Below are 20,968 nucleotides of genomic sequence, written 5' to 3' on the forward strand. Positions count from 1 at the left end.
CCCCAGCGGGGGGGGGCGGTGGGCGCCTCACATCCTATGCGCGAACTTGCGTCACCAGCATGAGCCGGGCAAATCGGGGCGGTGAATTATCCAGGCTAGAGGCCAATCTACTGGTCCCGTCGCGCGCCGCAGGACTCATACAGCAAGGTCAGGAGGTGCGGCTGCGCATCGATGCCTTTCCTTACCAGCGCTTTGGAACCGTTCAGGGCCGGGTCACCCAGATATCGCGCGCCACCTACCGGAATGGGGAACTGCTGGCGCCCATCACCTTAAAGGAGCCTGTCTATCGCGTGACAGTGAGCCTGGAGCGCACCAGCATAAACGCATATGGCGAGAAGCGCTCCCTGGCCTCGGGAATGACACTGACCGGTGATGTGGTGACGGACCGCCTGCATTTCATCGATTGGGTCTTGGATCCGCTCAGGGCCATTCGGGCGAGAGCTGTCGTTGATGGGCCAAAGGGGTAAAACTCTGGAATGACGGGTTACGTCCCCATCAACTCCAGCGCCCGGCTGAAGTCGAAGCCGCGCACCGACTGGATGAACTCCTCGGCGCGGGGGGCCGGCAGGGCCGCGCGCAGCAGATGCAGGTTGCTCTCGGCCAATTCCTCGGCCTCGGGGTCGTTGTCGGCCAGCAGGTCGCGCAGGCGCGCCATCAGGGCCGCCGCCTTGGCCGGGTCGGCGTCGGGGGTGGCCGCCGGCGCCAGGGGCGGCGCGTCGTCCGCCAGCCAGCGCTCGATGCCCGCCGCCACATCCTCCAGCAGCGGGGTCAGGACGGCCACCGTGCGCTCGGGCGCGGCGCCGCCGCGCAAGGCCGCCTCCACCGCCGCCGCCGCGCGCTGCACGTCGCCGGCGCCGATGGTGCCGGCCACGCCCTTGAGGGTATGGGCCAGCCGCTCCGCCGTCACCGTGTCGCCGCTGCGCCAGCGGTCCAGGATGGCCGCGGGGGTGGCGCGCTGGTTGGCCGCGAACTTCCTCAGGATGTCGGCATAGAGCGCGCGCTTGCCGCGCACCCGCCGCAACCCATCCTCCGCGTCGATGCCGGGAATGTCGATGGCGCGCTCCGGCATCGGTTCGAGCCCTTTTTCCAAAGGCGGCCGCGTCACCCGCGCAGCCACCGTCCCGGCCCTTCCCTGCCCCCAGCGCGCCAGGACGGCGAACAGTTGGTCAGGATCGATGGGCTTGGAGACATAGTCGTTCATGCCCGCCGCCAGGCAGCGGTCGCGGTCCGACGCCAGGGCGTTGGCGGTCATGGCGATGATGGGCAACGCCATCTCGCCCATCTCGCGGATGCGGCGCGAGGCGGTCAGGCCATCCATGACCGGCATCTGCACATCCATCAGGACGGCGTCGTAGCGCCGCCCCGCGATCTTCTCCAGCGCGATGGCACCATTCTCGGCCAGGTCGACGCTGACACCCACATCGGTCAACAGCTCGATGGCCACCTGCTGGTTGAAGTCGTTGTCCTCGACCAGCAGGACGGACAGCCCCCGCAAGGCCTGGAAGTCGGCGAACACGCCAGCGGCGGCCCGGGGCGGTGCGTCTTCGGCGCCGGCGATGGCGCGGATGACGGCATCGAACAGCACGGAGGAGTTCACCGGCTTGATCAACACATCCTCGATGCCACTGCGTTCCGCCGCCCGCCGGACGTCATCGCGGCTGTAGGCCGTCACCATGATCAGGTGCGGCGGACGGGCCAAGCCCAGCGCGCCGATGGCCCGCGCCGTTTCCATGCCGTCCATATCCGGCATCTGCCAGTCCAGGAAGGCCACGTCGTAGGGGGACCCGGCGGCGGCCGCCTCCTGGATGGCGGCGATGGCGGCGTGGCCGTCGGCCGCCCCATCGACCCGGAAGGACATGGAGGCCAGCATGGCCGACATCACCCGCCGGGCGTTGCGGCTGTCATCCACCACCAGCACCCGGCGTCCCCGCAGGTCGGGCCGGGGCAACAGCGGCTGGCTGGTGGGCACCCGTCCCAACTTGGCCGTGAACCAGAAGCAGGAGCCCCGGCCATAGGTGCTCTCCACACCGACCGAGCCGCCCATGAGTTCCGCCAGGCGCTTGGAGATGGCCAGGCCCAGCCCCGTGCCCCCGAAGCGCCGGGTGGTGGTGGCGTCGGCCTGCTCGAAACTGCGGAACAGGCGCCCCTGCTGCTCAGCCGTCATGCCGATGCCGGTGTCCGCCACCTGGAACAGCAAGGTCACCGACGCCTCATCCTCATCGACCGCGCGGATGTGGATGGAAATGCGCCCCGTCTCGGTGAACTTCACGGCGTTGCCGGCGAAGTTGATCAGGATCTGGGCCAAGCGCAGGGGATCGCCCATCAGGTTGCCGGGTACGCCGGCATCCACGTCGAAAACGAATTCCAGGCCCTTGGCCGCCGCCCGTTCCGACACCAGATTGGCGACGCCGTCCAGCACCTCATCCAGCCGGATCTCCACCCGCTCGATGGTCAGCTTGCCGGCGTCGATCTTGGAGAAGTCCAGGATGTCGTTGATGATGCCCAGCAGATGCTGGCTGGAGCGCTGGATCTTGCTGATGTAATCCCGCTGGCGGGGATTCAGGTCGGTTTTCAGCGCCAGATGGCTCATGCCGATGATGGCGTTCATCGGCGTGCGGATTTCGTGGCTCATATTGGCCAGGAAATCCGCCTTGGCCTGGGACGCCGCCTCCGCCGTGTGGCGGGCGGCCTCCAGTTCCAGCGCGCGGGCCCGGGTCATGGCGACGATGCGGCTCAACAGCGCCACGCCCGTGCCGACGCCGGCATACAGGCCCTGGTCGGTGATCAGGAAGCCTTCCGTCAGCGCCTTGGGGTGATCACTGGCGATCATGGCGCTGACGTCGTCCAGGGGGGTGTCGACATCGACGCACAGGTAGGGCCGGCCCAGCATGAAGGCTACCGGCCGCCGCCGGTACAGTTCCGACTTGATCTGGTGGGCGAAGGTCGACAGCAGGAACTCGCGGGCAATCAAACCCAGCACGCCGCCCCAGTCATCCACGACGGCGACGCAGGGCAGAAGGGGGGCGCTGAGGAACATCTGCACGACATCGCCGCAGGGCGTGCGTTCCGCTATACCCTGCGCCGGCAGCAGGATATCGCGCGCGCGGTAAACCACAGGCGCCGCCCTGCCCCCCTGCGTCAGATCATCCCCGCCGGCGAGTTGCATATCGACTTCCGACCGACGGCCGGCCCCTTCCCGGGCTAACGCCTGTCCGCCGCCAACAGGTAGTCCCGCTTCTCATCCAGGAAGCCGTCCTTGTCGGCGAAGCGCGCGGCGATGGTCCGGAACTCGTCCTCGATCTCCAGGAAAGCCTGGACGATATCGGGATCGAAATGACCGCCGGAGCCATCGGCGATGATGGCGGCGGCCTGCTCGTGCGGCATGGGTTCCTTATAGACCCGACGGCTGATCAGGGCGTCATAGACGTCCGCCACGGCCATCAACCGGGCGGAAATGGGAATCTCATCCCCCGAGAGCCCCTCGGGATAACCGCTACCGTCCCACTTCTCATGGTGGGAGTAGACGATCTCCTTGATGCAGGTGAGGAATTCGACCGGGGCGCCCAGCGCGTCCTCCGCCGCCTCGATGGCATCGCGGCCCAGGGTGGTGTGGCGCTTCATGATCTCAAATTCATCGGGCTGGTAACGGCCCGGCTTCAACAGGATGCGGTCGGGAATGCCGACCTTGCCGATGTCATGCAGCGGCGCCGACTTGAACAGGGTGTCGATGCGGCTGTCCGTGATGTAGCCGGCGAAGCGGGGGTGACGGCGCAGGCGCAGCGCCAGGGCGCGCACGTAGAATTGCGTCCGGCGGATGTGGTTGCCGGTGTCCGTGTCCCGCGTTTCCGCCAGCGAGGCCAGGGTCATGACCGTGACGTCCTGGATGGCCATGATCTCCCGCGTGCGGCGGGCCACCTCAGCCTCCAGGAAGTCCGCCTTGTCACGCAGCAGGTCGGCCACCGCCTTCAGTCGCAGGTGGGTGCCGACCCGGGCCAGTACGATGGGCGGGCTGATGGGCTTGGTGATGTAGTCGACCGCGCCCATGGACAGGCCCTGTTCCTCATCCGCCACCTCGTTGCGGGCGGTGAGGAAGATGACGGGGATGTCGCGGGTGGCGGGGTCCGCCTTCAGGCGGCGGCAGACCTCGTACCCATCCATGCCGGGCATGACGATGTCCAGCAGGATCAGGTCCAGCCGGGGATGGGCGGCGGCGACCGCCAGGGCACGCTCACCCGAATTGGCGACGCGGACGTGGTAATTGTCCTTGAGCAGGCCGCTCATGATCTTCAGGTTGTCGGGCGTGTCGTCGACCACCAATATTTGCGGCCGCGTCTTCTCCGCAAAACCGGAGCCCGTTTCTTCCCACATCGCCGTCGCCCACGCCAGAGGTGCCGGCCCTGCCCCTGCCGGGGCCGCCGTCGGAGAAAGTCACGTTACACCAGAGGCTTGCGCGCGCAGTTCAGGCGGGGGGGCCCTTGAAAGGGGCCAGGGCCCGACCGGGGCGCGCCTCTAGCCCAGGTTGTCTTCCTCTTTTGTATAGGCTGATTATTTCGACGAGATGACGGTTTGCGAAAAATTACACTTTAGTTATGGGCCATCCGCCCAGTTTTTATTCAATCATCGCCATTCACGGCTTGGAACGGCCCCTTTTTCAGGCCACCGCCTCTTGCGGCCGGGTGACCAGGAACGACAGGCCCAGCGCCGCCATCAGCAGCACGGCGGCCAGCAGGAAGGGCGACCCGTGGGGCAGCATGGCGAAGGGGCCCACGCTGTCGGCCAGCACGGTGGTGAACAGCACGGGGCCCACCATGCCGGTGACGCCGCGGATGCTGACCAGCGTGCCTTGCAGCAACCCCTGCTCCGTCGCCGACACCCGGGCGGACATGAGGCTTTGGGCGGAAGGCCCGACCATGCCCCAGAGGGCCACCAGGGGGATGCCGCAGAGCAAGCCGATACCCGCGGATGAGGCGCCGAAGACGGCGAAACCGGCGGTGCCTGCGACCAACCCCACCATCATGGTGCGACGGGCCCCCAGGCGCTTCACCACGCGGCCCACCAGACCGCCCTGCACGACGGTGCTGCACACGCCCACGCCTGCCAGGGTCAGGCCCACGGACTCCGGCCCCCAGCCATAGCGGTCGTTGACGTAGATGACGAAAGTGTTGTTCAGCACCTCATGCGCCAGATAGTAGAGCCAGACGATGCCGCCCAGGCCCAGCAGACCCGGCGCGCCGCGCAGCAGGGCGAACGCGCCCAGCGGGTTGGCACGCCGCCAGGAGAAAACGCCGCGGCGGTCGGCCGGCAGCGATTCCGGCAGAACGAACAGGCCATAGCAGGCGTTCAGCAGGCTGAGACCGCCGGCCACCCAGAAGGGCAGGCGCGGGCTGACAGCCCCCAGCAGGCCGCCGGCCGCCGGGCCGACAATGAAACCCAGGCCGAAGGCGGCGCCCAGCATACCGAAGGCGCCGGCGCGTTTTTCCGCCGGGGTCACGTCGGCGATGTAGGCCGAGGCGGTGGTGAAGCTGGCGGCGGTGATGCCGGAGAGGATGCGCCCCACCACCAGCCAGCTCAAGGTCGGCGCCAGGGCCATCAGCAGGTAGTCCGCGCCCAGGCCGAAACAGGACACCAGCAGGATGGGGCGTCGGCCGAACCGATCGGACAACGCGCCGATGAGGGGGGAGAACAGGAACTGCATGGCGGCGAACAGGGTGCCGAACAGGCCCACCATGTGCGCGGCCCGGGCGTTGTCGCCACCGACGAAGCCCTTCAACAGGTCCGGCAGCACCGGAATGACGATACCCAGCGCCAAGACATCCAGCAACGCGGTGACGAAGACAAAGGCCAGCGCGGCGCGGCGCGGCGTGGGGGATGCGGTCATTGTCAGGCCCAGACTGGAAACCCGGCGTTGCGGGCGCCGGGCGGGATCATCGTTCTTTGCGGGCCTACCCTTAATCCTTTTGCGCGCCGGCGGGGAGTCCTGAAAACAGGGGCGGTCACTATGTCCGGGTCATGTCGATCCCTCAAACACCTCCGGCCGCGAAGCCCTGGCCTTGGCCGGTCACCTGCCGCTATATGGTGCCAACCTATCCAGCCAATCGGTTAACGAGGACGAACGATGCGTGAAGTCAGCTGTGTTCTGGACGCCCAGGCCCAGTTGGGCGAATGCCCGCGCTGGGTTGACGGCGCCGATGGCCGGGATGGCGCGCTGTACTGGGTGGACATCCCGGCCAAGACGCTCCATCGCTTCGATCCCGCCGCCGGCCAGGACGTGCAGCGCGGCTTCGACCAGCCGGCGGCCTGCCTGGCGCGCCACGGTGCCCACGGCCTGGTCCTGGGCATGAAGGACGGCTTCGCCCTTCTGTCCGATTTCACGGCGGAGCCCATGCCCCTGGGCGCCCAGGTGGAAGAGTCGCGGCCCGACAACCGCTTCAACGACGGTCGCTGCGACCGGCTGGGCCGCTTCTGGTCCGGCACCCTGGATGGCACCAAGCAGCATCGCAACGGTACGCTGTACCGCCTGGGCGTGGACGGCCAGGTGACCGACATCGCCACCGGCTTCCTCACCAGCAACGGCATCGCGTTCTCCCCCGACGACCGCACCTTCTATCTGGCGGACACGCCCAACCACGTCATCTACGCCTATGACTTCGACCTGGCGGGCGGCCATCTGTCCAACCGGCGCGTCTTCCACCAGTTTCCGCATGGCCTGGGCCGGCCGGACGGCGCCTCGGTGGATGCGGAGGGCTGCTACTGGACGGCGCTGTACGACGGCGGCCGGGTGGTGCGCCTGTCACCCAGGGGCGAAATCCTGGAAGAGGTGGCCATCCCCGCCCGCCTCTGCACCATGATCGCCCTCGGCGGCCCCGACCTGAAGACCGCCTACGTCACCACCGCCCGGCAGAAGCTGGACGAGGCCGAACTGGCCCGCCATCCGCAGTCCGGCGGCATCTTCAGCTTCCGCGTCGATGTCCCGGGCCTGCCGGAGCACACGTACGGGGGATGAGGTCGGGCTGCGGCGACTTCATCCCGTCACCTCAGGCCGAATGTCTTCCTTAAACTGGCGTCGACGGGGCCGGAGGGCATGAAGCGCCGTAATATCCTGAGCAGAGAAGCCTCGCCTTTCGGGGTGCGCCGCATTCTCCAGGTGCCCAAGGCCGCGTCGACTATGGTGGCGGCCACGCGATCGGGCCCCGGCGCATTACCCAGGCTCTGCTGGATGGTACGGAAGACCGTATCCCGCTCGGCGTCGTAGGCCGTCAGTTGGGACGCCGCTTGCGGCGCGTTAACGTCAAGGCTGGTCTTGGTGTACGACGGCTCGACCAGGACCACCCGTATCCCGAAGCTGCGGACCTCGTGATCCAAGGTTTCGGACAATCCCTCGACGGCATGCTTGGACGCCGAATAAAGGCCCATATACGGCGCGGGAAGAAAGCCGAGCACAGAACTGACGTTGACAATTCTTCCGGCGCGCTGCGCCCGCATATGCGGCAGCACGGCTTTTACCGTCCGCAATATGCCAAACACATTGGTATCAAAGAGGGTCTGAGCCTCGGCGATCGATGTTTCCTCGGTGGCGCCGAGCAGGCTGACGCCGGCACTATTCACCAGGACGTCGATCCTTTTCGCCTTCGCCACGATGTTCTCAATGCCGCGTCGAACGGAGTCATCACTGCGGACATCCAACTCAATCAAAACGACGCCGGGTATTGGATTTGCCTTAGCGATGTCGCGCACGGTGCCGAATACCTGGCAGCCCCGCCTGGCGAAATTTTCGGCGGCGGCACGCCCGATGCCCGATGAAACGCCGGTGATGACGACGACTGGAGAGTTGGACATAGCGGTCCCTTGAGTGGTGGGCGGTTCCATAGCGAGAAGGCTTCAAAAGCACTTCCGGGATCGGCCCGTGTTGGCCTGACGAGACATTAAGGAAAACGCAGGGGCGGTCGCGCTTTGGAACGGATCGCGCAAAAGCGGGATCGCTTTGGAGCGTGAATCCGCTCTCTGAACAAGGACTTAGAGCCGGGCGTGTTTCCGGTTAAACGCGCCCGGCTCTAGGACGCCCTGCCCCCCAAGCGGTTGATGAAGTCCTGATCGGGGCGGGAAACCGTGGCCGGCGCGGCCGGGCGGAAAAGGTCGTTGCGCTTGCCCTGCAAGCCATCGATGAACCGCCGCGCCGGATCGGTCTCGGGCAATGAGACGGGGGAGACGACGCTGCGCGCCACGGGTTCCCGGTTGCCCATCAGCGACGCGACGAAGACTTTCGCCGGGTCCTGGTCCTGCGCGGCAAAGGCCGTGCCCGACATAACGCTGAATAGGATCAGCGCTTTGGCCGACCTCCGCGAGATTCTGTTGATCGAGGCGAGCATCTTCTTTCTCCGGGAGCTATGAAACGAACCCGCGCCATCAGGCGGCGGGGAGCACCATCGTGCTACCCGGTGAAAGATAGATAATGAGTGACGTTTATTCTATATCGTCACTCATCACTTTTACAAATGCCTGCCATGCCGGCTGGCCTTCGCAACACGGACGGGGCAACACGGACGGGGCGACACAGCCGGGCCGGCGCGACGCAGAGCGCCGGCCGCCAAGGCGGCATGGACCGTTCCCTCTCGCAGCCCCCTGTCGGCGCTGGCAAGTTATGGGCCTATCGCTGGATAGAAAAGACGTCCGCCGAACACCTTACACACGCCAAGGGCTGGTCCACGCCAAGGGCGGCGTGAAGCCCCATTCCAATGGCAGGCAACGGCTTCAATCGTCGCCGGCGGCGCTTTCGGTCGCGGGCTTCAGGGGATGGGTGTGGTGGCCGCTGACCTCCGCGCCGGCGTCAGGGTCCAGGCGGATGAAGTGGAAGACCGAGGTCAGTCCGATGGCCATGATCGTCAGGAAGGCGACCATGAAGTCATGGGGCTGCAGGGCTTCGCCGCCATGCCTGGCGAGGGTGACGTGCAGCAGCAGGGCGCCGGCGGCGACGCCCATGCCCAGCGACACCTGCTGCACCATGGACGACAGGCTGGTGGCGGCACTCATGCGGGCGGCGGGCACGTCCGCGAATGCCAGGGTGTTCAGGCCGGTGAACTGCAGGGAGCGGAAGAAGCCGCCCACCAGCAGCACCACCAGGATCAGCGCCACCGGCGTATCGGGCCGGAACAGGCCGATGGCGCCAGTCAGCAGGGCGGACAGGACGCTGTTGATCACCAGCGCCTGGCGGAAACCATAGCGGCGCAGGATGGGACCGGCCGTCATCTTCATGACCAGCGCCCCCGCCGCCGTGGCGAAGGTCAGCAGGCCGGAGACGAAGGCCGTCATGCCGAACCCCACCTGCAGCATCAGCGGCAACAGGAAGGGGATGGCGCCCATGCAGATGCGGAACAGCGACCCGCCCAGCACGCTGATGCGGAAGGTGGCGGTCTTCAGCAGGTCCAGGTCGATCAGGGGATGGGGATGGCGCCGCGAGTGGCGCACCGCCACGATGCCGACCAGCAGTCCGAACACCAACAGCGCCGGCGCCACGCGCCAATCCACCCCGTCGCGGCCGATGGACTCGAAACCGGCCATGAGGGCGGCCAGCGCCACGCCGGAGCTGACGAAGCCCCAACCGTCCAGCTTGGCCACCGATTCCTCACGATGATCGGCGATGTAGCGCCAGGACAGGTAAAGCCCCAGCAGGCCGATGGGGATGTTGATGAAGAAAATCCAGCGCCAGGACAGGTAGGTCGTCAGCAGGCCGCCGATGGGCGGTCCGATCAGCGGCCCCACCATGGCCGGCGTGGTCAGGTAGTTCATGGCCCGGACCAGTTGGTCCTTGGGCACGGTGCGCAACAGCACCAGCCGCCCCACCGGCACCATCATGGCGCCACCCACGCCCTGCAGCAGGCGGGCCACCGCCAGCTGCGGCAGGGACTGGCTAAGTCCGCAGGCGATGGAACCCAGGGTGAAGAGCACGATGGCGGCGCGGAAGACCCGGCTGGAGCCGAAGCGGTCGGCCACCCAGCCACTGATAGGAATGAACACGGCCAGGCTGAGGATGTAAGCGGTGATGGCCAGGCTGAGATGGATGGGACTGACGCCCAGGCTGGTGCCCATGGCCGGCAAGGCCGTAGCCAGTACGGTGGCGTCCAGGTTCTCCATGAACAAGGCGCACGATATGATGAGCGCGACGAGCATGGGCCGTAACACTGCCTTTCATCCGGGGCTTTGACGCGGGAACAGGGCGACGAAAACGCTACCCGACGTTTGAGAATTTGGGCAAAGCCGTCGCGTGGAACAAGTGTGTGCCCAGCATGGCTGACAGTCGGCCCACCCAACCATGCGGTGCGGGACACTCGACCAAGCCGTTCCCCCTGTGACCCCGCGTCCGCGATATGGTCGTGCGGGATTTCGCCCCTTGGCACCGGAACGCGCCCCCCTTAGGAATGGTTCCCCCATCCGCTTCCCGGTCAAGGCCCGGAAGCAGCTGAAGAATGGCAGAGGATCGTTCCATGAAGCTCTACTACAAGGCCGGCGCCTGCTCGCTTTCCCCGCACATCGTGGCCCTTGAGGCCGGTCTGGACATCGCCATCGAGGCGGTGGACCTGAAGACCAAGGTGACAGAAACGGGCGCCAACTTCCTGGAGGCCAATCCCAAGGGCTCCGTCCCCGCGCTGGCGCTGGATGACGGCACCGTGCTGACCGAGGGCGCGGTCATCGCGCAGTATCTGGCCGACCTGGCCCCCGCCAGCGGCCTCATCCCCGCCGCCGGCAGCCTCGGCCGCTACAAGGTGCTGGAGTGGCTGAACTTCATCGCCACCGACCTGCACAAGGGCTTCAGCCCCCTGTTCAACCCGGCGACGCCGGACGACTACAAGACGGTCGCCAAGCAGAACCTGGATCGCCGGTTCGCGTATCTGGAGGCCGTGCTGGCCGACGGCCGTTCCTACCTGACCGGCGAGACCTTCACCGTGGCCGACGCCTATGCCTATGTCGTGCTGACCTGGGCGGGCAAGGTCGGGGTCGACCTCGCCGCCTATCCCAAGCTCTCCGCCTTCTTCACCCGCGTGGGCCAGCGCCCCAAGGTGCAGGCGGCGCTGAAGGCCGAGGGGCTGCTGGCCGCCTGAGCGGCCATCCCATGAAGAAGGGCCGCCTTCCTCGGCGGCCCTTCCTGACGGCACCGGCGCGGGAAGGAGACCGGCCCCATGCCCATCCCCATGGAATTGCAGCACGCGTCCCAGGACTTCGAGCGTTTCCTGGCCGATGCCCGCGACGTCGCCGGCCTGGCCACCCGCAACCAGACCTACACCATGGTGCAGGGGGTGTTGCAGACCTTCCGCCGCCGGCTTGGCCCCGCCGACGCCATCCGCTTCGCTGGCGTGCTGCCGCCCCTGCTGCGCGCCATCTTCGTAAAGGACTGGCCGATTGACGAGCCGCCGGTGCCCTTCACCGACCGCGCCTCGCTGACGCGCGAGGTGCAGGCGCTGCGCCGCGATCACAACTTCGCGCCCGATACCGCGATCCGCGACGTGGCGGAGGCCCTGCGCCGTCACGTCTATCTGGACGACTTCGACCGCGTGCTGGCCTCATTGCCGGCGGGGGCGGAAGCGTTCTGGAGCGTGCAACCCTCCACCACCTCGGGCAGCGTCACCGACAGCGCGGCAGCGGAACGGTGACGGCGGCGCCCGTGTAAACGACGGTCTTTTCGTCCCCAGCTCCCGCCGCCGCCCCACAGACGACACGGAAGCGCACTGTGGCAGGCATTCCCGCGAAGGCGCCGTCGCGCGCCTGGATCGTCAGCCGGCGCTGCTTGTCCGACCAGGCCAGGAGGATGATCGCGCGCTTGCCCGCCTGGTAGCCATAACCGTCGCCCTGATCGTCATACAGCTCATACGCGGCGTCGCGGCCGGGGTAGACCCGCAGTTCCAGCGGCTCATCGCTGGGGGCGTCGGCATAGGCCTTGACGGGGCCCAGCGGCACAATGCTGCCCGCGCGCACGAACAGCGGCAGCGTCGCCAGGTCCGCCTTCGCATCCACGCGCCGGCCGCCCGGCTGGGCGGCGCCCGTCCAGAAATCAAACCACGGGCCGTCGCCCGGCAAATAGACGCTGCGCGTCGTGGCCCCCGCCTGCAGCACGGGCGACACCAGGAACGCCTTTCCGAACATGTACTGGTCGGTGACACGCAGGGCGGCGGCGTCATCGGGGAAGTCGAAGGCCAGCGCCCGCATCATCGTCCCGCGATGGCTCAGCACATCCCAGGACAGGGAATAGATGTAGGGCAGCAGGCGGTAGCGCAGCTTGACGTCGTCGATCAGGATTTTCTGGATCGCCGGGTCGAAATTCCAGATTTCCTTGCCCTGCCCCGCCCCGTGGATGCGGAACATCGGGTTGAAGACGCCGAACTGGTGCCAGCGCACGAACAGCTCGGCATAGCTTTGATCCTTCGCCGGGTCGGGGCTGAAGAAGCCGCCGATATCCGCCGACCAATAGGGCTCGCCGCTCAGCGAGAAATTCAGCGCCGCCGGGATCTGCTTGGCCAGCGTCTCCCAACTGGCGTGGGTATCGCCCGACCAGGTGATGACGCCGTTGCGCTGCTGGCCGGCGTAGGCGGAACGGGACAGGATGAACACGCGCTTGTCCGGCTGGTCCCGCCGCATGCCGTCATGGACGCCGCTGGTGTGCAGCAGGGGGAAGCTGTTGTTGACGACGATGCCGGGGCCGGCGGCGGTCGATTGCTCCCGCATCTCGCCAGTCTTTCCACCCAGCTCCGCCTCGTCCCCATCCAGCCACCAGCCGTCAAAGCCGAGGACGCCCAGGTTCCGCATGATCTGGGACCAATAGATCTCCCGTCCCTTGGGGCTCCAGGCGTCGTACCAGCGGCCGAAGCCGACGGGGTAGACATTGTTGAAGGCGTCCGGGAAGGCGGCGCCGGCCTGATCCAGCTCCGCGAGGTTGGCGGTGCCAAGATCGAAACGCGGCCATACCGAGATGATGGTGTGGACATGCAGGTCATGGATCGCGCCGACCATGGATTTGGGATCGGGATAGCGCGACGCCTCGAATTGATGGCTGCCCCACTGGCCACCCGCCCAATACTGCCAATCCTGCACCACGGCATCGATGGGCACGCCCATATCCCGGTAGCGCCGCGGGATGGCGACCAGTTCTTCCTGGGTGCTGTAATGCTCCTTGGACTGCCACATGCCCCAGGTCCAGCGGGCCATCAACGGCACGTCGCCGGTGAGCGCGCGATAACCGGCGATCACCTCATCCAGCTTGGGTCCCAGGATGAAGTGATAATCGATGCCCGGCCCCGCCTCTGACCGGATGCCCAGCGGCAACGTGCCGGTGGCGACGTCGACATCGGTGACGGAGGCGTTGTTCCACAGCAGGCCGAACCCCGTGGGTGACACAAGCATGGGAATGCCCACGTCGGTGTTGGCCTGCTGCAGGTGGATGGTGTGGCCGCTGTAGTCCAGCACGCCATTCTGGTGCTGGCCCAATCCATAAACCGGCGTCGCGGTTTTGAACCACTGGGTGGCCCCCACCCCGGCGTCACGCTCCCCCTCCTCCAGGATCACATGGTCCTTGGCGTCCAGGAAGGTCACCGCCGCCGTCCGCTTGGCGACGCGGACATGCAGCCGCGCGGTGGTCAGCAGATAGGTGTCAGGCGTCTCCTCGACCTGGAAGGCGACGGTCCCGGGATGGGCGATGACGGCCGGATTGTAGTTGCCGCGATAGCCGGGCGTCCCGAACCGGACGTGAATGATGCCATCCTGCCAGGGCTCGATGGTGAGAACGCCGCGCTCGGTGCGCAAGGCCAACGCGCCGGTATCTTCCAGCTTCTGAACCACGGTATCGGCCTGGGCGGCCGACGTCAGCGCCAGCAGCATGCCCATGGTCGGCAGCAAAGACTTGGACATGAAGTCCTTCAATGATGAGCGCATGGCCGTCCCTGTCGTATTTTGTTTTATGAGGCTTGTTTCACGGGGATGTCGCGTCGAGCGTGATCCGGCGCGCGGGTAACCCCCTATGGGGAGGGGGACACGACGGCATGGATCGCCGTCAGCGCCAGGAATCGGTCGCAGCCTGGTGGCATCACGCTGTTCTCCCTGGGGTTCTCCCTCGGGTCCGTCCCGCACCTGCCGCGGCGGACCCTCGTTTATTCTGACGCGGCTCAGACGGGGGTGACCGCCCCTGGGACGCCAATCGCGGCCACGCCCGTGATAACGTTAACATCTGCAACTATTTGTCGGAGTAATCTGCTTAATGTCAACAGGGCATGGGCTGATACCAAGGAGCGATGATTTCCATTCATCGCTCCTTGGTATCGGCGGCGACTGCCGCCGCGCGCCATAAGGCGCGGAAGCCAAGCCGCCGGATGGCGGCGCCGGCGATTGAGGGCGATGGGCCTGGCCATAGGTCAGGATTATCGCTACTTGGTATGATGGGGCGCCTCGGAACGACGACGCCCCGCCCTACCGATCACGGCAGGAACGCCTGGTTATCCCGCATCCGCCCCAGCATGTCCTTGCCGGCATCGTTCACCGCCTGCCCGAAGGCGCCATACATCATGTCCAGGGCGGCGCGGGCGACAGGGCCGCCGGGGTCGGTCTTCTCTGGCGGAATCCAGGGGTATTCGCCGCCGTCCTCCTCCCCCGTCTCGGGATTGACCAAGGACACCAGGTGCCGCGTCTCGACATAGCCGTGGTCGGTCATGTCCTTGGTCTGGGCCAGGAGGTACAGGGTGGGGCCGGTCAGGCTGCCCCCCGGGAAGCTGGACATGAAGCGTTGGCGGTCCACCGTTCGGGTGCCATCCGCGCTCAACTTTCCATACAGCGCGTCGGCATCGGCCGCGCCGCCTTCGCCGGACGCGACGGCGGCCTCCACCTCTTTGGCGCTGAGGATGCCATCCTTGTCAGTGTCGCTGACCTCGAAAATCTGGTTCAGCGCCGACTGCTGGGCGGCGGTGTCGCCGCTCGGCGGCCCCAGGTGGTTGACACCCGTGCTGACCCCGCAATTGATGACAGGCATCATTTTCATCGTTCCCCTCCCAACAAATCTATCGGTGAGTGAAGAACGACAAACATGCAACTTTTAAGCCAAAACCAAGCCCTTGATTCCAGGCACATCGGCTCCCGGCGACACCGGAAAGAAAGGGTGCCGCCGGTCAAAACCTGCCGAGTTGGACGGCGAAAGCTGCCTCACGCCACGAAGGCGTTATCGACGCCGGCCCAGCCGGGCAGGCCCTCAGCCACCACCAACTGATCGCGCACCTCGCGCACGCCGGGGCCGTTTTCCGCCACGACGCGGAAGGCCTGGGCCACGCGGGCGTCATAGACGACGCCGGTCAGGGTGACGATACCATTGGCGACCGTCACATCCACGCGGCTGTCGGCCCACCAGCGCTTGTCCGCCAATTCCACCAGCAGGCGATAACGGATTTCGCTGTCCAGCAAGGGCGGCTCCTCCACCGGCGTCACGCCCAGGTCCAGGGTGTGCAGCAGGGCGCGCACCACGTCGGCGCGGCTGATCACCCCCGCCAAATGGCCATGGGCCAGCACCGGCAGGCGCTTCACCTTATGACGGTCCATCAGGGCGACGGCGGTGGCGATGTCGTCGTCCACGTCCACGGTCAGGACGCTGCGGGTCATGACCTCATCCACCCGACGGCCATGGACCTTGCTGTACTGGTCGGCCTGGTCGCCCGGGGTGATGAACAGACGCTGCCACCAGTGGCTTTGCGCCTCCGTCCCCGTCTCGGCCCGGCGCATCAGGTCGCCCTCGGTCAGGACGCCGACGACACGGCAACCGCCGCCATCCGCCGCCGGATCATCCTCCACCACCGGCAGGCCGCTGATGCGGTTGCGCACCATCAGGCGCAGGGCATCCACCAGCGGCGTCTCCGGCCGCACGGTCAGGACGCCGGGCGTCATGATCTGGCGGACGGCGGTGGGCTTGAAAATCTCGAAATTCGGGGCGGGCGCGGTCATGGCGGCATCCTCCGGTTGGGATGCGCCATAGTGGGCCCGGGGGCGGTGGGCGTCCTTGATGCGGGTCAATTCAGCGCCCGCATCAATTCGGCCCCGCCTCTTCACTTCAGCATGCGGCGCCAGCGTCCAGGATGGGGGCGACCAGGGCGTGCAGGGACAGCGCGTCCGGCGCGGCGCGCAGGGTGGCGGCCAGGCCGGGCGTGCGCAGGGCGCGGCTGATGCGCGCCAGGGCCTGAAGGTGGGCGTTGCCGCAATGGACGGGCGTCAGCAGGCCGAACACCAGATCCACGGGGGCGCCGTCGATGGCCTCGAACTCCACCGGCTTGGCCAAGCGGATGAAGGCGCCGATGGGCCGGGTGATGCTGGCGAACCGGGCATGGGGGATAGCGATGCCGGCGCCCACGCCGGTGGAGCCCAGCGCCTCGCGGGAGCGCAAATCGTCCAGGACGGCGCCGGCGTCCAGGGCGCCGGCCGCGGCGATGCGCAGCGCGATCTCCTTCAGGACGGCGTCCTTGGTCGACACCGTCAGGCCCAGCCCGACGGAGGACGGGGCCAGCGCGGAAGGGGCGCCGGAGGAATTGGCCGACGGATCGGATGCGATCGACGCCATGACGTCAGCGACCTTGGGGGCGGCGAAGGCCGACCGGGGCGCAACGCTGGAGCGGAGCATGGAAACAACCGTGCTGGTTACCGATCGCCGTCACATAAGCGATCTTGCCCCCTTTGGGAAGCCCCAACTGCGGCAGCATAACGCAGATGCCGGCAGGGTATGGATGCCCGTCCATGATTCGTTTCCGTTAAAAGTCCGTGGAATCAGAGGGATTCATCACTAATGACCAAGCGGTAGCCGATGCCGGGTTCGGTCTGAATGATTCCCGGCGCGTTGGGGTCACTTTCAATCTTTTGGCGCAGCATGCGGATATAGACGCGCAAGTACTGCACCTCGTCTTCCTTCGCGGGGCCCCAGACTTCCTTGAGGATTTGCCGGTGGGTCAGAATCTTGCCGGCGTGCGCCGCCAGGAAACGCAACAGGTCGAATTCCGTGGGCGACAGGTGCAGCTTCTCCGGCCCCCGCGTCACCTGCCGGTTGATGAGGTCGATGGCCAGCCCGCCGGCGTTCACCACCGACCGGCCGCCCTGCTGCTGCACGGCGTGGCGCAGGGCGGCGCGGATGCGGGCCATCAGCTCCGCCGTGCCGAAGGGCTTGGTGACATAGTCGTCGGCGCCCAAGTCCAGCGCCGCCACCTTGTCCTCCTCCTGATCGCGGCTGGACAGGATGATGACGGGCGTGGGCCGCTCCGCCTTCAGCTTGCCCACCAGGTCCAGGCCGTCGCCATCGGGCAGGCCCAGGTCCAGCAGGACCAGGTCCACGCCCGGCAGGCGGGCCTGCACCAGCCCCTCCTGCGCCGTCGCCGCCTCCACCAAGGTCCAGCCCTGGGGGGCCAGCACGGCGCGCAGCAGGCGCCGGATGGCGACTTCATCCTCGATGACCAGGATGCGATGGGGTTTGCTCATGATCTCAACTCTAGTCCAGCATGCTCTATTACCCGAGAACCCGGGATTACCCGAGAACCCAGGCATCTAGCGCGTCGTCGGTGGGCAAGGTCAATTCGAACACGGCGCCGGTCCGGTCGGTGCGGTTGGTGGCCTTAATGGTGCCGCCCAGGGCGGTCATGAAACCACGGCAGATGGCCAGGCCCAGGCCGGTGCCGGCCTGGCGGTGGTCCCGCGCCTCCACCCGGTAGAACTTGTCGAAGATGCGCTCCAGGCTGTCGGGCGGGATGCCCACGCCCTCGTCCGTCACTCGGATGACGACATGGTTGTGCCGCCGCGCGGCGCTCACCCCCACCCTGCCCTCCGGCCCGGAATATTTGGCGGCGTTGTCCAGCAGGTTGAACAGCACCTGTTCCAGCAGCAGGTAGTCGGTGCGCACCAGCGGCAGGTCGGGCGCCAGATCCAGGTCCAGCGGGCGGCCAGCCAGCACGGGCTTGGCCCGCTGGGTGGCGGTGTGCACCACGTCCACCAGGTCCGTCGGCTCGCGGCGGATGTCCAGCCCAGCCTCCAGCCGCGTCATGTCCAGCAGGTTGCGCACGAAGCGGCCCATGCGCTCCGCCTCCACCAGCAGGTCGCCGGTCAACTGGGCGCGGGTGGCGGGTTCCAGCCCCTCCCCCTCCGACGCCAAGGCATCGGTTTTCAGGGTGGTGGCGGTGCCGATGATGGCCGCCAGGGGCGTGCGCAGGTCATGCGACAGCGAGGTCAGCATGGCGGAGCGCAGGCGTTCCGTCTCCCCCTCCAGCCGGGCCTTGTCGATGTCCTGCACCAGCTTCACCCGCTCGATGGCCACGGCGGCCTGGTCCATGATGGCGTCCAGCAGGCGGCGCTGGTCGGGCGTCAGGATGGGACCGGGGTCGTCGGTATCCACGCCCACCACCGCCACCACGCCGCGCTCCGTGCGCACGGGCAGGAACAGGCGCTGGGTGCCGGGCAGCGTGGGGGCGCCGCGTCCCGCCGGCTTGGCGTTGTCATAGGCCCAGCGGGCGGCGGCCAGGTCCATCTCGCCCACCTGGTCCTCGGGTGGATAGCCGGCCTTGACCTCCAGGGTGCCCTGGTCGTCGGGCATCAGCAGCACGACCCGCACCTTCAGCAGCAGCGCCACCTGGTGGGTGGTGGCCCACAGCAAATCCTCCATCTCGCCGATGCCGGCCAGCTTGCGCGCGAAGGAGAACATCTGCGCGGTGATGCGGGCGCGGTTGGCGGCGATGGTCGCCTGCTCCCTCACCCGCGCCGTCAGGCGGCTGGTGAAGACGGCGACGATGGTGAAGAACACCAGCGCCACCACGTTGGACGGGTCGCGGATGGTGAAGGTGTACAGCGGCGGCAGGAAGAAGAAGTTGTAGGCCAGGACGCTGAGGCAGGAGGCGAACAGCGACGGGCCATAGCCGTGCAGGATGGCGCTGGCCAGCACCGCCGCGATGTAGACCAGCGACAGGTTGCGCACATCCATGGCGTTGCCCAGCAGGCTGCCCGCCACGGTGGCCAGCGCCACCATCAGCGTCGCCACGCCATAGGGCTGCCATGCCAGGCCGCTGGATTCGGGGCGGGTCCGCACCATCTTGGGCGGGATCGTGTCCGCCTCCACCGCGTCACCGGCGATGACATGGACGGAAATGGTGCCGGCCTTGCGCACCAGTTCATGCACGACGGAGCCGTGGACGATCTCGAACCAGCGCGGGCGTTCGGACTTGCCGATGATGATATGGGTGAAGTTGTTGGCGCGGGCATAAGCCAGCAGGTCGGCGGCGATGGTGCGGCCGGGCACGGTGATGGCCTCGCCCCCCAGCTGCTCCGCCAGGCGCAGGGTGTCGGCGATGCGGTCGCGCGCCGCCTCACCCAGGCGCTGGGTGCGCGCGGTCTCGACATACAGGGCGGTGAAGCGGGTCTTCAGCCGGTCGGCCAGGCGCTTGGCGTAGCGCACCAGGCCGCCGGCGGTCTTGTCCTCCGACACGCAGACCAGCACGCGGTCGCCCGCCGCCCAGGGGCCCTGGATGGCGTGGCGCTGCATGTAGGACAGCATCTGGTCGTCCACCCGCTGCGCCGTCCGCCGCAGCGCCAGCTCACGCAGGGCGGTCAGGTTGCCGGGTGAGAAATAGTGCTTCAGCGCCCGCTGCGCCTGCTCGCGGATATAGACCTTGCCCTCGTTGAGGCGCTTGATCAGGTCCTGCGGCGGCAGGTCGATGACCTCGATCTCATCCGCCATCTCCAGCACGCTGTCGGGCACCGTCTCGCGCACGCGGATGCGGGTGATCTGCGCCACCACGTCGTTCAGGCTTTCCACATGCTGGATGTTCAGCGTGGTCAGCACGTCGATGCCGGCGGCCAGCAGCTCCTCCACATCGGAATAGCGCTTGGCGTGACGGCTGCCGGCCGCGTTGGTGTGGGCCAGCTCGTCCACCAGAGCGAGGCGGGGACGGCGGCGCAGCAGGGCGTCGATGTCCATCTCGTCCAACTGGCGGCCCTTGTACTCCAGCACCCGGCGGGGCACGACCTCCAGCCCCGCCACCATGGCCTCGGTCTCGCGCCGGCCATGGGTTTCCACCACGCCAACCACCACGTCCACGCCTTCCGCCTTCAGCTGCCGCGCCGTTTCCAGCATCTGATAGGTCTTGCCCACGCCGGGGGCGGCCCCCAGGTAGATGCGCAGCTTGCCCCGGCGCTCCTGCATGGCTTGGCTCAGCAGGGCGTCCGGCGACGGGCGGGTGGTGTAGTCGGCGTTGGTCACGGGTGCTCTTTCGAAGGCCCAAGCGCAAACAGCAAAAGCCGCCGCTTCGGAACGTTGGCCAACAATAGCGCCAACGGATCCGAAGCGGCGAGCTCTTCCCTTTAAGACAATCAGTTACCCGACGGGTGTGCCGCGTCCAGGGCGCGGTTCAGCGCCAGGACGTTGACATGCTGCTCCCCGATCAGGCCCAGCAGGCGGCCCTCGACATGGGCGTCCACCAGGCTGCGCACGGCGGCCTCGGTCATGCCCCGCGCCTTCGCCACGCGCGCCACCTGGTAATAGGCGCCGGCGGCCGAGATGTCGGGGTCCAGGCCGCTGGCCGAGGTGGTCACCAGGTCCACCGGCACCGGATGGTCCTTGGTGGCGCCATACTTCTCCGCATCCCCCTGGATGCGGTCCACCAGCGCCTTGGAGGTGGGCCCCAGGTTGGAGCCCATGGAGTTGGCAGCGTTGTAGGGGGCGGCGATGGTCTTGGTGCTGTCATTGGGGTCGGTGTCGGTGGTCGCCGACGGACGGCCCCAGAAATACTTCTCCGACGTGAAGTTCTGCCCGATGAGGGTGGAGCCCACCACCGTGCCGTCCTTGTTGGTGATCAGGCTGCCGGCGGCCTGGCGCGGGAACAGGACGTGGGCGATGCGGGTCATGGCCAGCGGATAGACCAGGCCGCAGAGGACGGTGAAGAACAGGGCCAGCGAGATGGCCGGACGGATTTGCTTGAGCATGGCTCTG

General features: G+C 67.2%; 17 protein-coding genes. 4 read left to right on the forward strand and 13 right to left on the reverse strand.

Features of this window, described 5'->3' with window-relative positions:
- Window positions 1–59 precede the first annotated feature (59 nt).
- The gene (locus FBZ90_RS15750; protein WP_276509100.1) at window positions 60–467 is read left to right on the forward strand and encodes a beta-barrel domain-containing protein; all 408 of its coding nucleotides are present in this window, start codon (window positions 60–62) and stop codon (window positions 465–467) included.
- A gap of 17 nt (window positions 468–484) precedes the next feature.
- On the opposite strand, the gene FBZ90_RS15755 is transcribed toward FBZ90_RS15750, so the two are convergent.
- From FBZ90_RS15755 to FBZ90_RS15765, 3 genes are all read right to left on the reverse strand, one after another.
- Complete coding sequence (locus FBZ90_RS15755) at window positions 485–3,166, reverse strand: response regulator (protein ID WP_145733644.1); 2,682 nt, start codon at window positions 3,164–3,166, stop codon at window positions 485–487.
- Window positions 3,167–3,201: 35 nt separating this feature from the next.
- Window positions 3,202–4,368 carry a response regulator gene (locus FBZ90_RS15760; RefSeq protein ID WP_145733645.1) on the reverse strand — a complete coding sequence of 389 codons (1,167 nt, stop codon included), beginning with the start codon at window positions 4,366–4,368 and terminating at the stop codon, window positions 3,202–3,204.
- A gap of 283 nt (window positions 4,369–4,651) precedes the next feature.
- On the reverse strand, window positions 4,652–5,878 hold the full coding sequence (locus FBZ90_RS15765; protein WP_186455839.1) for a TCR/Tet family MFS transporter: 1,227 nt from the start codon (window positions 5,876–5,878) through the stop codon (window positions 4,652–4,654).
- A 237-nt stretch (window positions 5,879–6,115) separates the two neighbouring features.
- Between FBZ90_RS15765 and FBZ90_RS15770 the strand changes: the two genes are divergently transcribed.
- Window positions 6,116–7,003 (forward strand): SMP-30/gluconolactonase/LRE family protein, encoded by an 888-nt coding sequence (locus FBZ90_RS15770; RefSeq protein WP_145733647.1) that lies wholly within the window; start codon window positions 6,116–6,118, stop codon window positions 7,001–7,003.
- A gap of 26 nt (window positions 7,004–7,029) precedes the next feature.
- On the opposite strand, the gene FBZ90_RS15775 is transcribed toward FBZ90_RS15770, so the two are convergent.
- The 3 genes from FBZ90_RS15775 to FBZ90_RS15785 form a co-directional block, all read right to left on the reverse strand.
- Window positions 7,030–7,836, reverse strand: coding sequence for an oxidoreductase (locus FBZ90_RS15775; RefSeq protein WP_145733648.1), 807 nt, complete (start codon window positions 7,834–7,836; stop codon window positions 7,030–7,032).
- A gap of 215 nt (window positions 7,837–8,051) precedes the next feature.
- A complete protein-coding gene (locus FBZ90_RS15780; protein WP_145733649.1) occupies window positions 8,052–8,366 on the reverse strand; it encodes a hypothetical protein in 315 nt (104 codons plus the stop codon).
- 382 nt (window positions 8,367–8,748) lie between these two features.
- A complete protein-coding gene (locus FBZ90_RS15785) occupies window positions 8,749–10,164 on the reverse strand; it encodes a DHA2 family efflux MFS transporter permease subunit (RefSeq protein WP_145733650.1) in 1,416 nt (471 codons plus the stop codon).
- A gap of 296 nt (window positions 10,165–10,460) precedes the next feature.
- Here FBZ90_RS15785 and gstA point away from each other — a divergent pair, with 296 nt between their 5' ends.
- Together gstA and FBZ90_RS15795 are read left to right on the forward strand one after the other, a co-directional pair.
- On the forward strand, window positions 10,461–11,093 hold the full coding sequence (gene gstA, locus FBZ90_RS15790) for a glutathione transferase GstA (protein ID WP_246130442.1): 633 nt from the start codon (window positions 10,461–10,463) through the stop codon (window positions 11,091–11,093).
- A 78-nt stretch (window positions 11,094–11,171) separates the two neighbouring features.
- Window positions 11,172–11,642 carry a DUF2267 domain-containing protein gene (locus FBZ90_RS15795; protein WP_145733651.1) on the forward strand — a complete coding sequence of 157 codons (471 nt, stop codon included), beginning with the start codon at window positions 11,172–11,174 and terminating at the stop codon, window positions 11,640–11,642.
- Here FBZ90_RS15795 and FBZ90_RS15800 read toward each other — a convergent pair.
- The 7 genes from FBZ90_RS15800 to kdpC all read right to left on the reverse strand — a co-directional run bounded on the left by FBZ90_RS15800 (window position 11,614) and on the right by kdpC (window position 20,961).
- The gene (locus FBZ90_RS15800; RefSeq protein WP_246130443.1) at window positions 11,614–13,890 is read right to left on the reverse strand and encodes a glycoside hydrolase family 31 protein; all 2,277 of its coding nucleotides are present in this window, start codon (window positions 13,888–13,890) and stop codon (window positions 11,614–11,616) included. The genes FBZ90_RS15795 and FBZ90_RS15800 overlap by 29 nt on opposite strands.
- Window positions 13,891–14,452: 562 nt before the next feature.
- Window positions 14,453–15,010: an EF-hand domain-containing protein gene (locus FBZ90_RS15805; protein ID WP_145733653.1), complete on the reverse strand. Its 558-nt coding sequence runs from the start codon at window positions 15,008–15,010 to the stop codon at window positions 14,453–14,455.
- Window positions 15,011–15,171: 161 nt separating this feature from the next.
- The gene (locus FBZ90_RS15810) at window positions 15,172–15,960 is read right to left on the reverse strand and encodes a CBS domain-containing protein (protein ID WP_145733654.1); all 789 of its coding nucleotides are present in this window, start codon (window positions 15,958–15,960) and stop codon (window positions 15,172–15,174) included.
- Window positions 15,961–16,066: 106 nt separating this feature from the next.
- Window positions 16,067–16,630 (reverse strand): PTS sugar transporter subunit IIA, encoded by a 564-nt coding sequence (locus tag FBZ90_RS15815; protein ID WP_211102080.1) that lies wholly within the window; start codon window positions 16,628–16,630, stop codon window positions 16,067–16,069.
- Window positions 16,631–16,773: 143 nt separating this feature from the next.
- Window positions 16,774–17,475 (reverse strand): response regulator, encoded by a 702-nt coding sequence (locus FBZ90_RS15820; RefSeq protein ID WP_145733655.1) that lies wholly within the window; start codon window positions 17,473–17,475, stop codon window positions 16,774–16,776.
- A 46-nt stretch (window positions 17,476–17,521) separates the two neighbouring features.
- Window positions 17,522–20,239, reverse strand: a complete 2,718-nt coding sequence (locus FBZ90_RS15825) for a sensor histidine kinase (protein WP_186455840.1) — start codon at window positions 20,237–20,239, stop codon at window positions 17,522–17,524.
- Between the two features lie 110 nt (window positions 20,240–20,349).
- Window positions 20,350–20,961, reverse strand: coding sequence for a potassium-transporting ATPase subunit KdpC (kdpC, locus tag FBZ90_RS15830; protein ID WP_145733656.1), 612 nt, complete (start codon window positions 20,959–20,961; stop codon window positions 20,350–20,352).
- Window positions 20,962–20,968: the final 7 nt, after the last annotated feature.

It is taken from the genome of Nitrospirillum pindoramense (assembly GCF_007827955.1).
In the GTDB taxonomy this organism is placed as follows: Bacteria; Pseudomonadota; Alphaproteobacteria; order Azospirillales; family Azospirillaceae; genus Nitrospirillum; species Nitrospirillum amazonense_B.

What these genes read in the sequence shown, in the direction of transcription:
- gstA (WP_246130442.1), top strand. Translation starts at nt 10,461, where the DNA reads ATGGCAGAGGATCGTTCCATGAAGCTCTACTACAAGGCCGGCGCCTGC.
- FBZ90_RS15805 (WP_145733653.1), bottom strand. Translation starts at nt 15,010, where the DNA reads ATGAAAATGATGCCTGTCATCAATTGCGGGGTCAGCACGGGTGTCAAC.
- FBZ90_RS15765 (WP_186455839.1), bottom strand. Translation starts at nt 5,878, where the DNA reads ATGACCGCATCCCCCACGCCGCGCCGCGCCGCGCTGGCCTTTGTCTTC.
- kdpC (WP_145733656.1), bottom strand. Translation starts at nt 20,961, where the DNA reads ATGCTCAAGCAAATCCGTCCGGCCATCTCGCTGGCCCTGTTCTTCACC.
- FBZ90_RS15785 (WP_145733650.1), bottom strand. Translation starts at nt 10,164, where the DNA reads ATGCTCGTCGCGCTCATCATATCGTGCGCCTTGTTCATGGAGAACCTG.
- FBZ90_RS15810 (WP_145733654.1), bottom strand. Translation starts at nt 15,960, where the DNA reads ATGACCGCGCCCGCCCCGAATTTCGAGATTTTCAAGCCCACCGCCGTC.
- FBZ90_RS15795 (WP_145733651.1), top strand. Translation starts at nt 11,172, where the DNA reads ATGCCCATCCCCATGGAATTGCAGCACGCGTCCCAGGACTTCGAGCGT.
- FBZ90_RS15820 (WP_145733655.1), bottom strand. Translation starts at nt 17,475, where the DNA reads ATGAGCAAACCCCATCGCATCCTGGTCATCGAGGATGAAGTCGCCATC.
- FBZ90_RS15760 (WP_145733645.1), bottom strand. Translation starts at nt 4,368, where the DNA reads ATGTGGGAAGAAACGGGCTCCGGTTTTGCGGAGAAGACGCGGCCGCAA.
- FBZ90_RS15770 (WP_145733647.1), top strand. Translation starts at nt 6,116, where the DNA reads ATGCGTGAAGTCAGCTGTGTTCTGGACGCCCAGGCCCAGTTGGGCGAA.
- FBZ90_RS15815 (WP_211102080.1), bottom strand. Translation starts at nt 16,630, where the DNA reads ATGCTCCGCTCCAGCGTTGCGCCCCGGTCGGCCTTCGCCGCCCCCAAG.
- FBZ90_RS15780 (WP_145733649.1), bottom strand. Translation starts at nt 8,366, where the DNA reads ATGCTCGCCTCGATCAACAGAATCTCGCGGAGGTCGGCCAAAGCGCTG.
- FBZ90_RS15800 (WP_246130443.1), bottom strand. Translation starts at nt 13,890, where the DNA reads ATGTCCAAGTCTTTGCTGCCGACCATGGGCATGCTGCTGGCGCTGACG.
- FBZ90_RS15750 (WP_276509100.1), top strand. Translation starts at nt 60, where the DNA reads ATGAGCCGGGCAAATCGGGGCGGTGAATTATCCAGGCTAGAGGCCAAT.
- FBZ90_RS15755 (WP_145733644.1), bottom strand. Translation starts at nt 3,166, where the DNA reads ATGCAACTCGCCGGCGGGGATGATCTGACGCAGGGGGGCAGGGCGGCG.
- FBZ90_RS15775 (WP_145733648.1), bottom strand. Translation starts at nt 7,836, where the DNA reads ATGTCCAACTCTCCAGTCGTCGTCATCACCGGCGTTTCATCGGGCATC.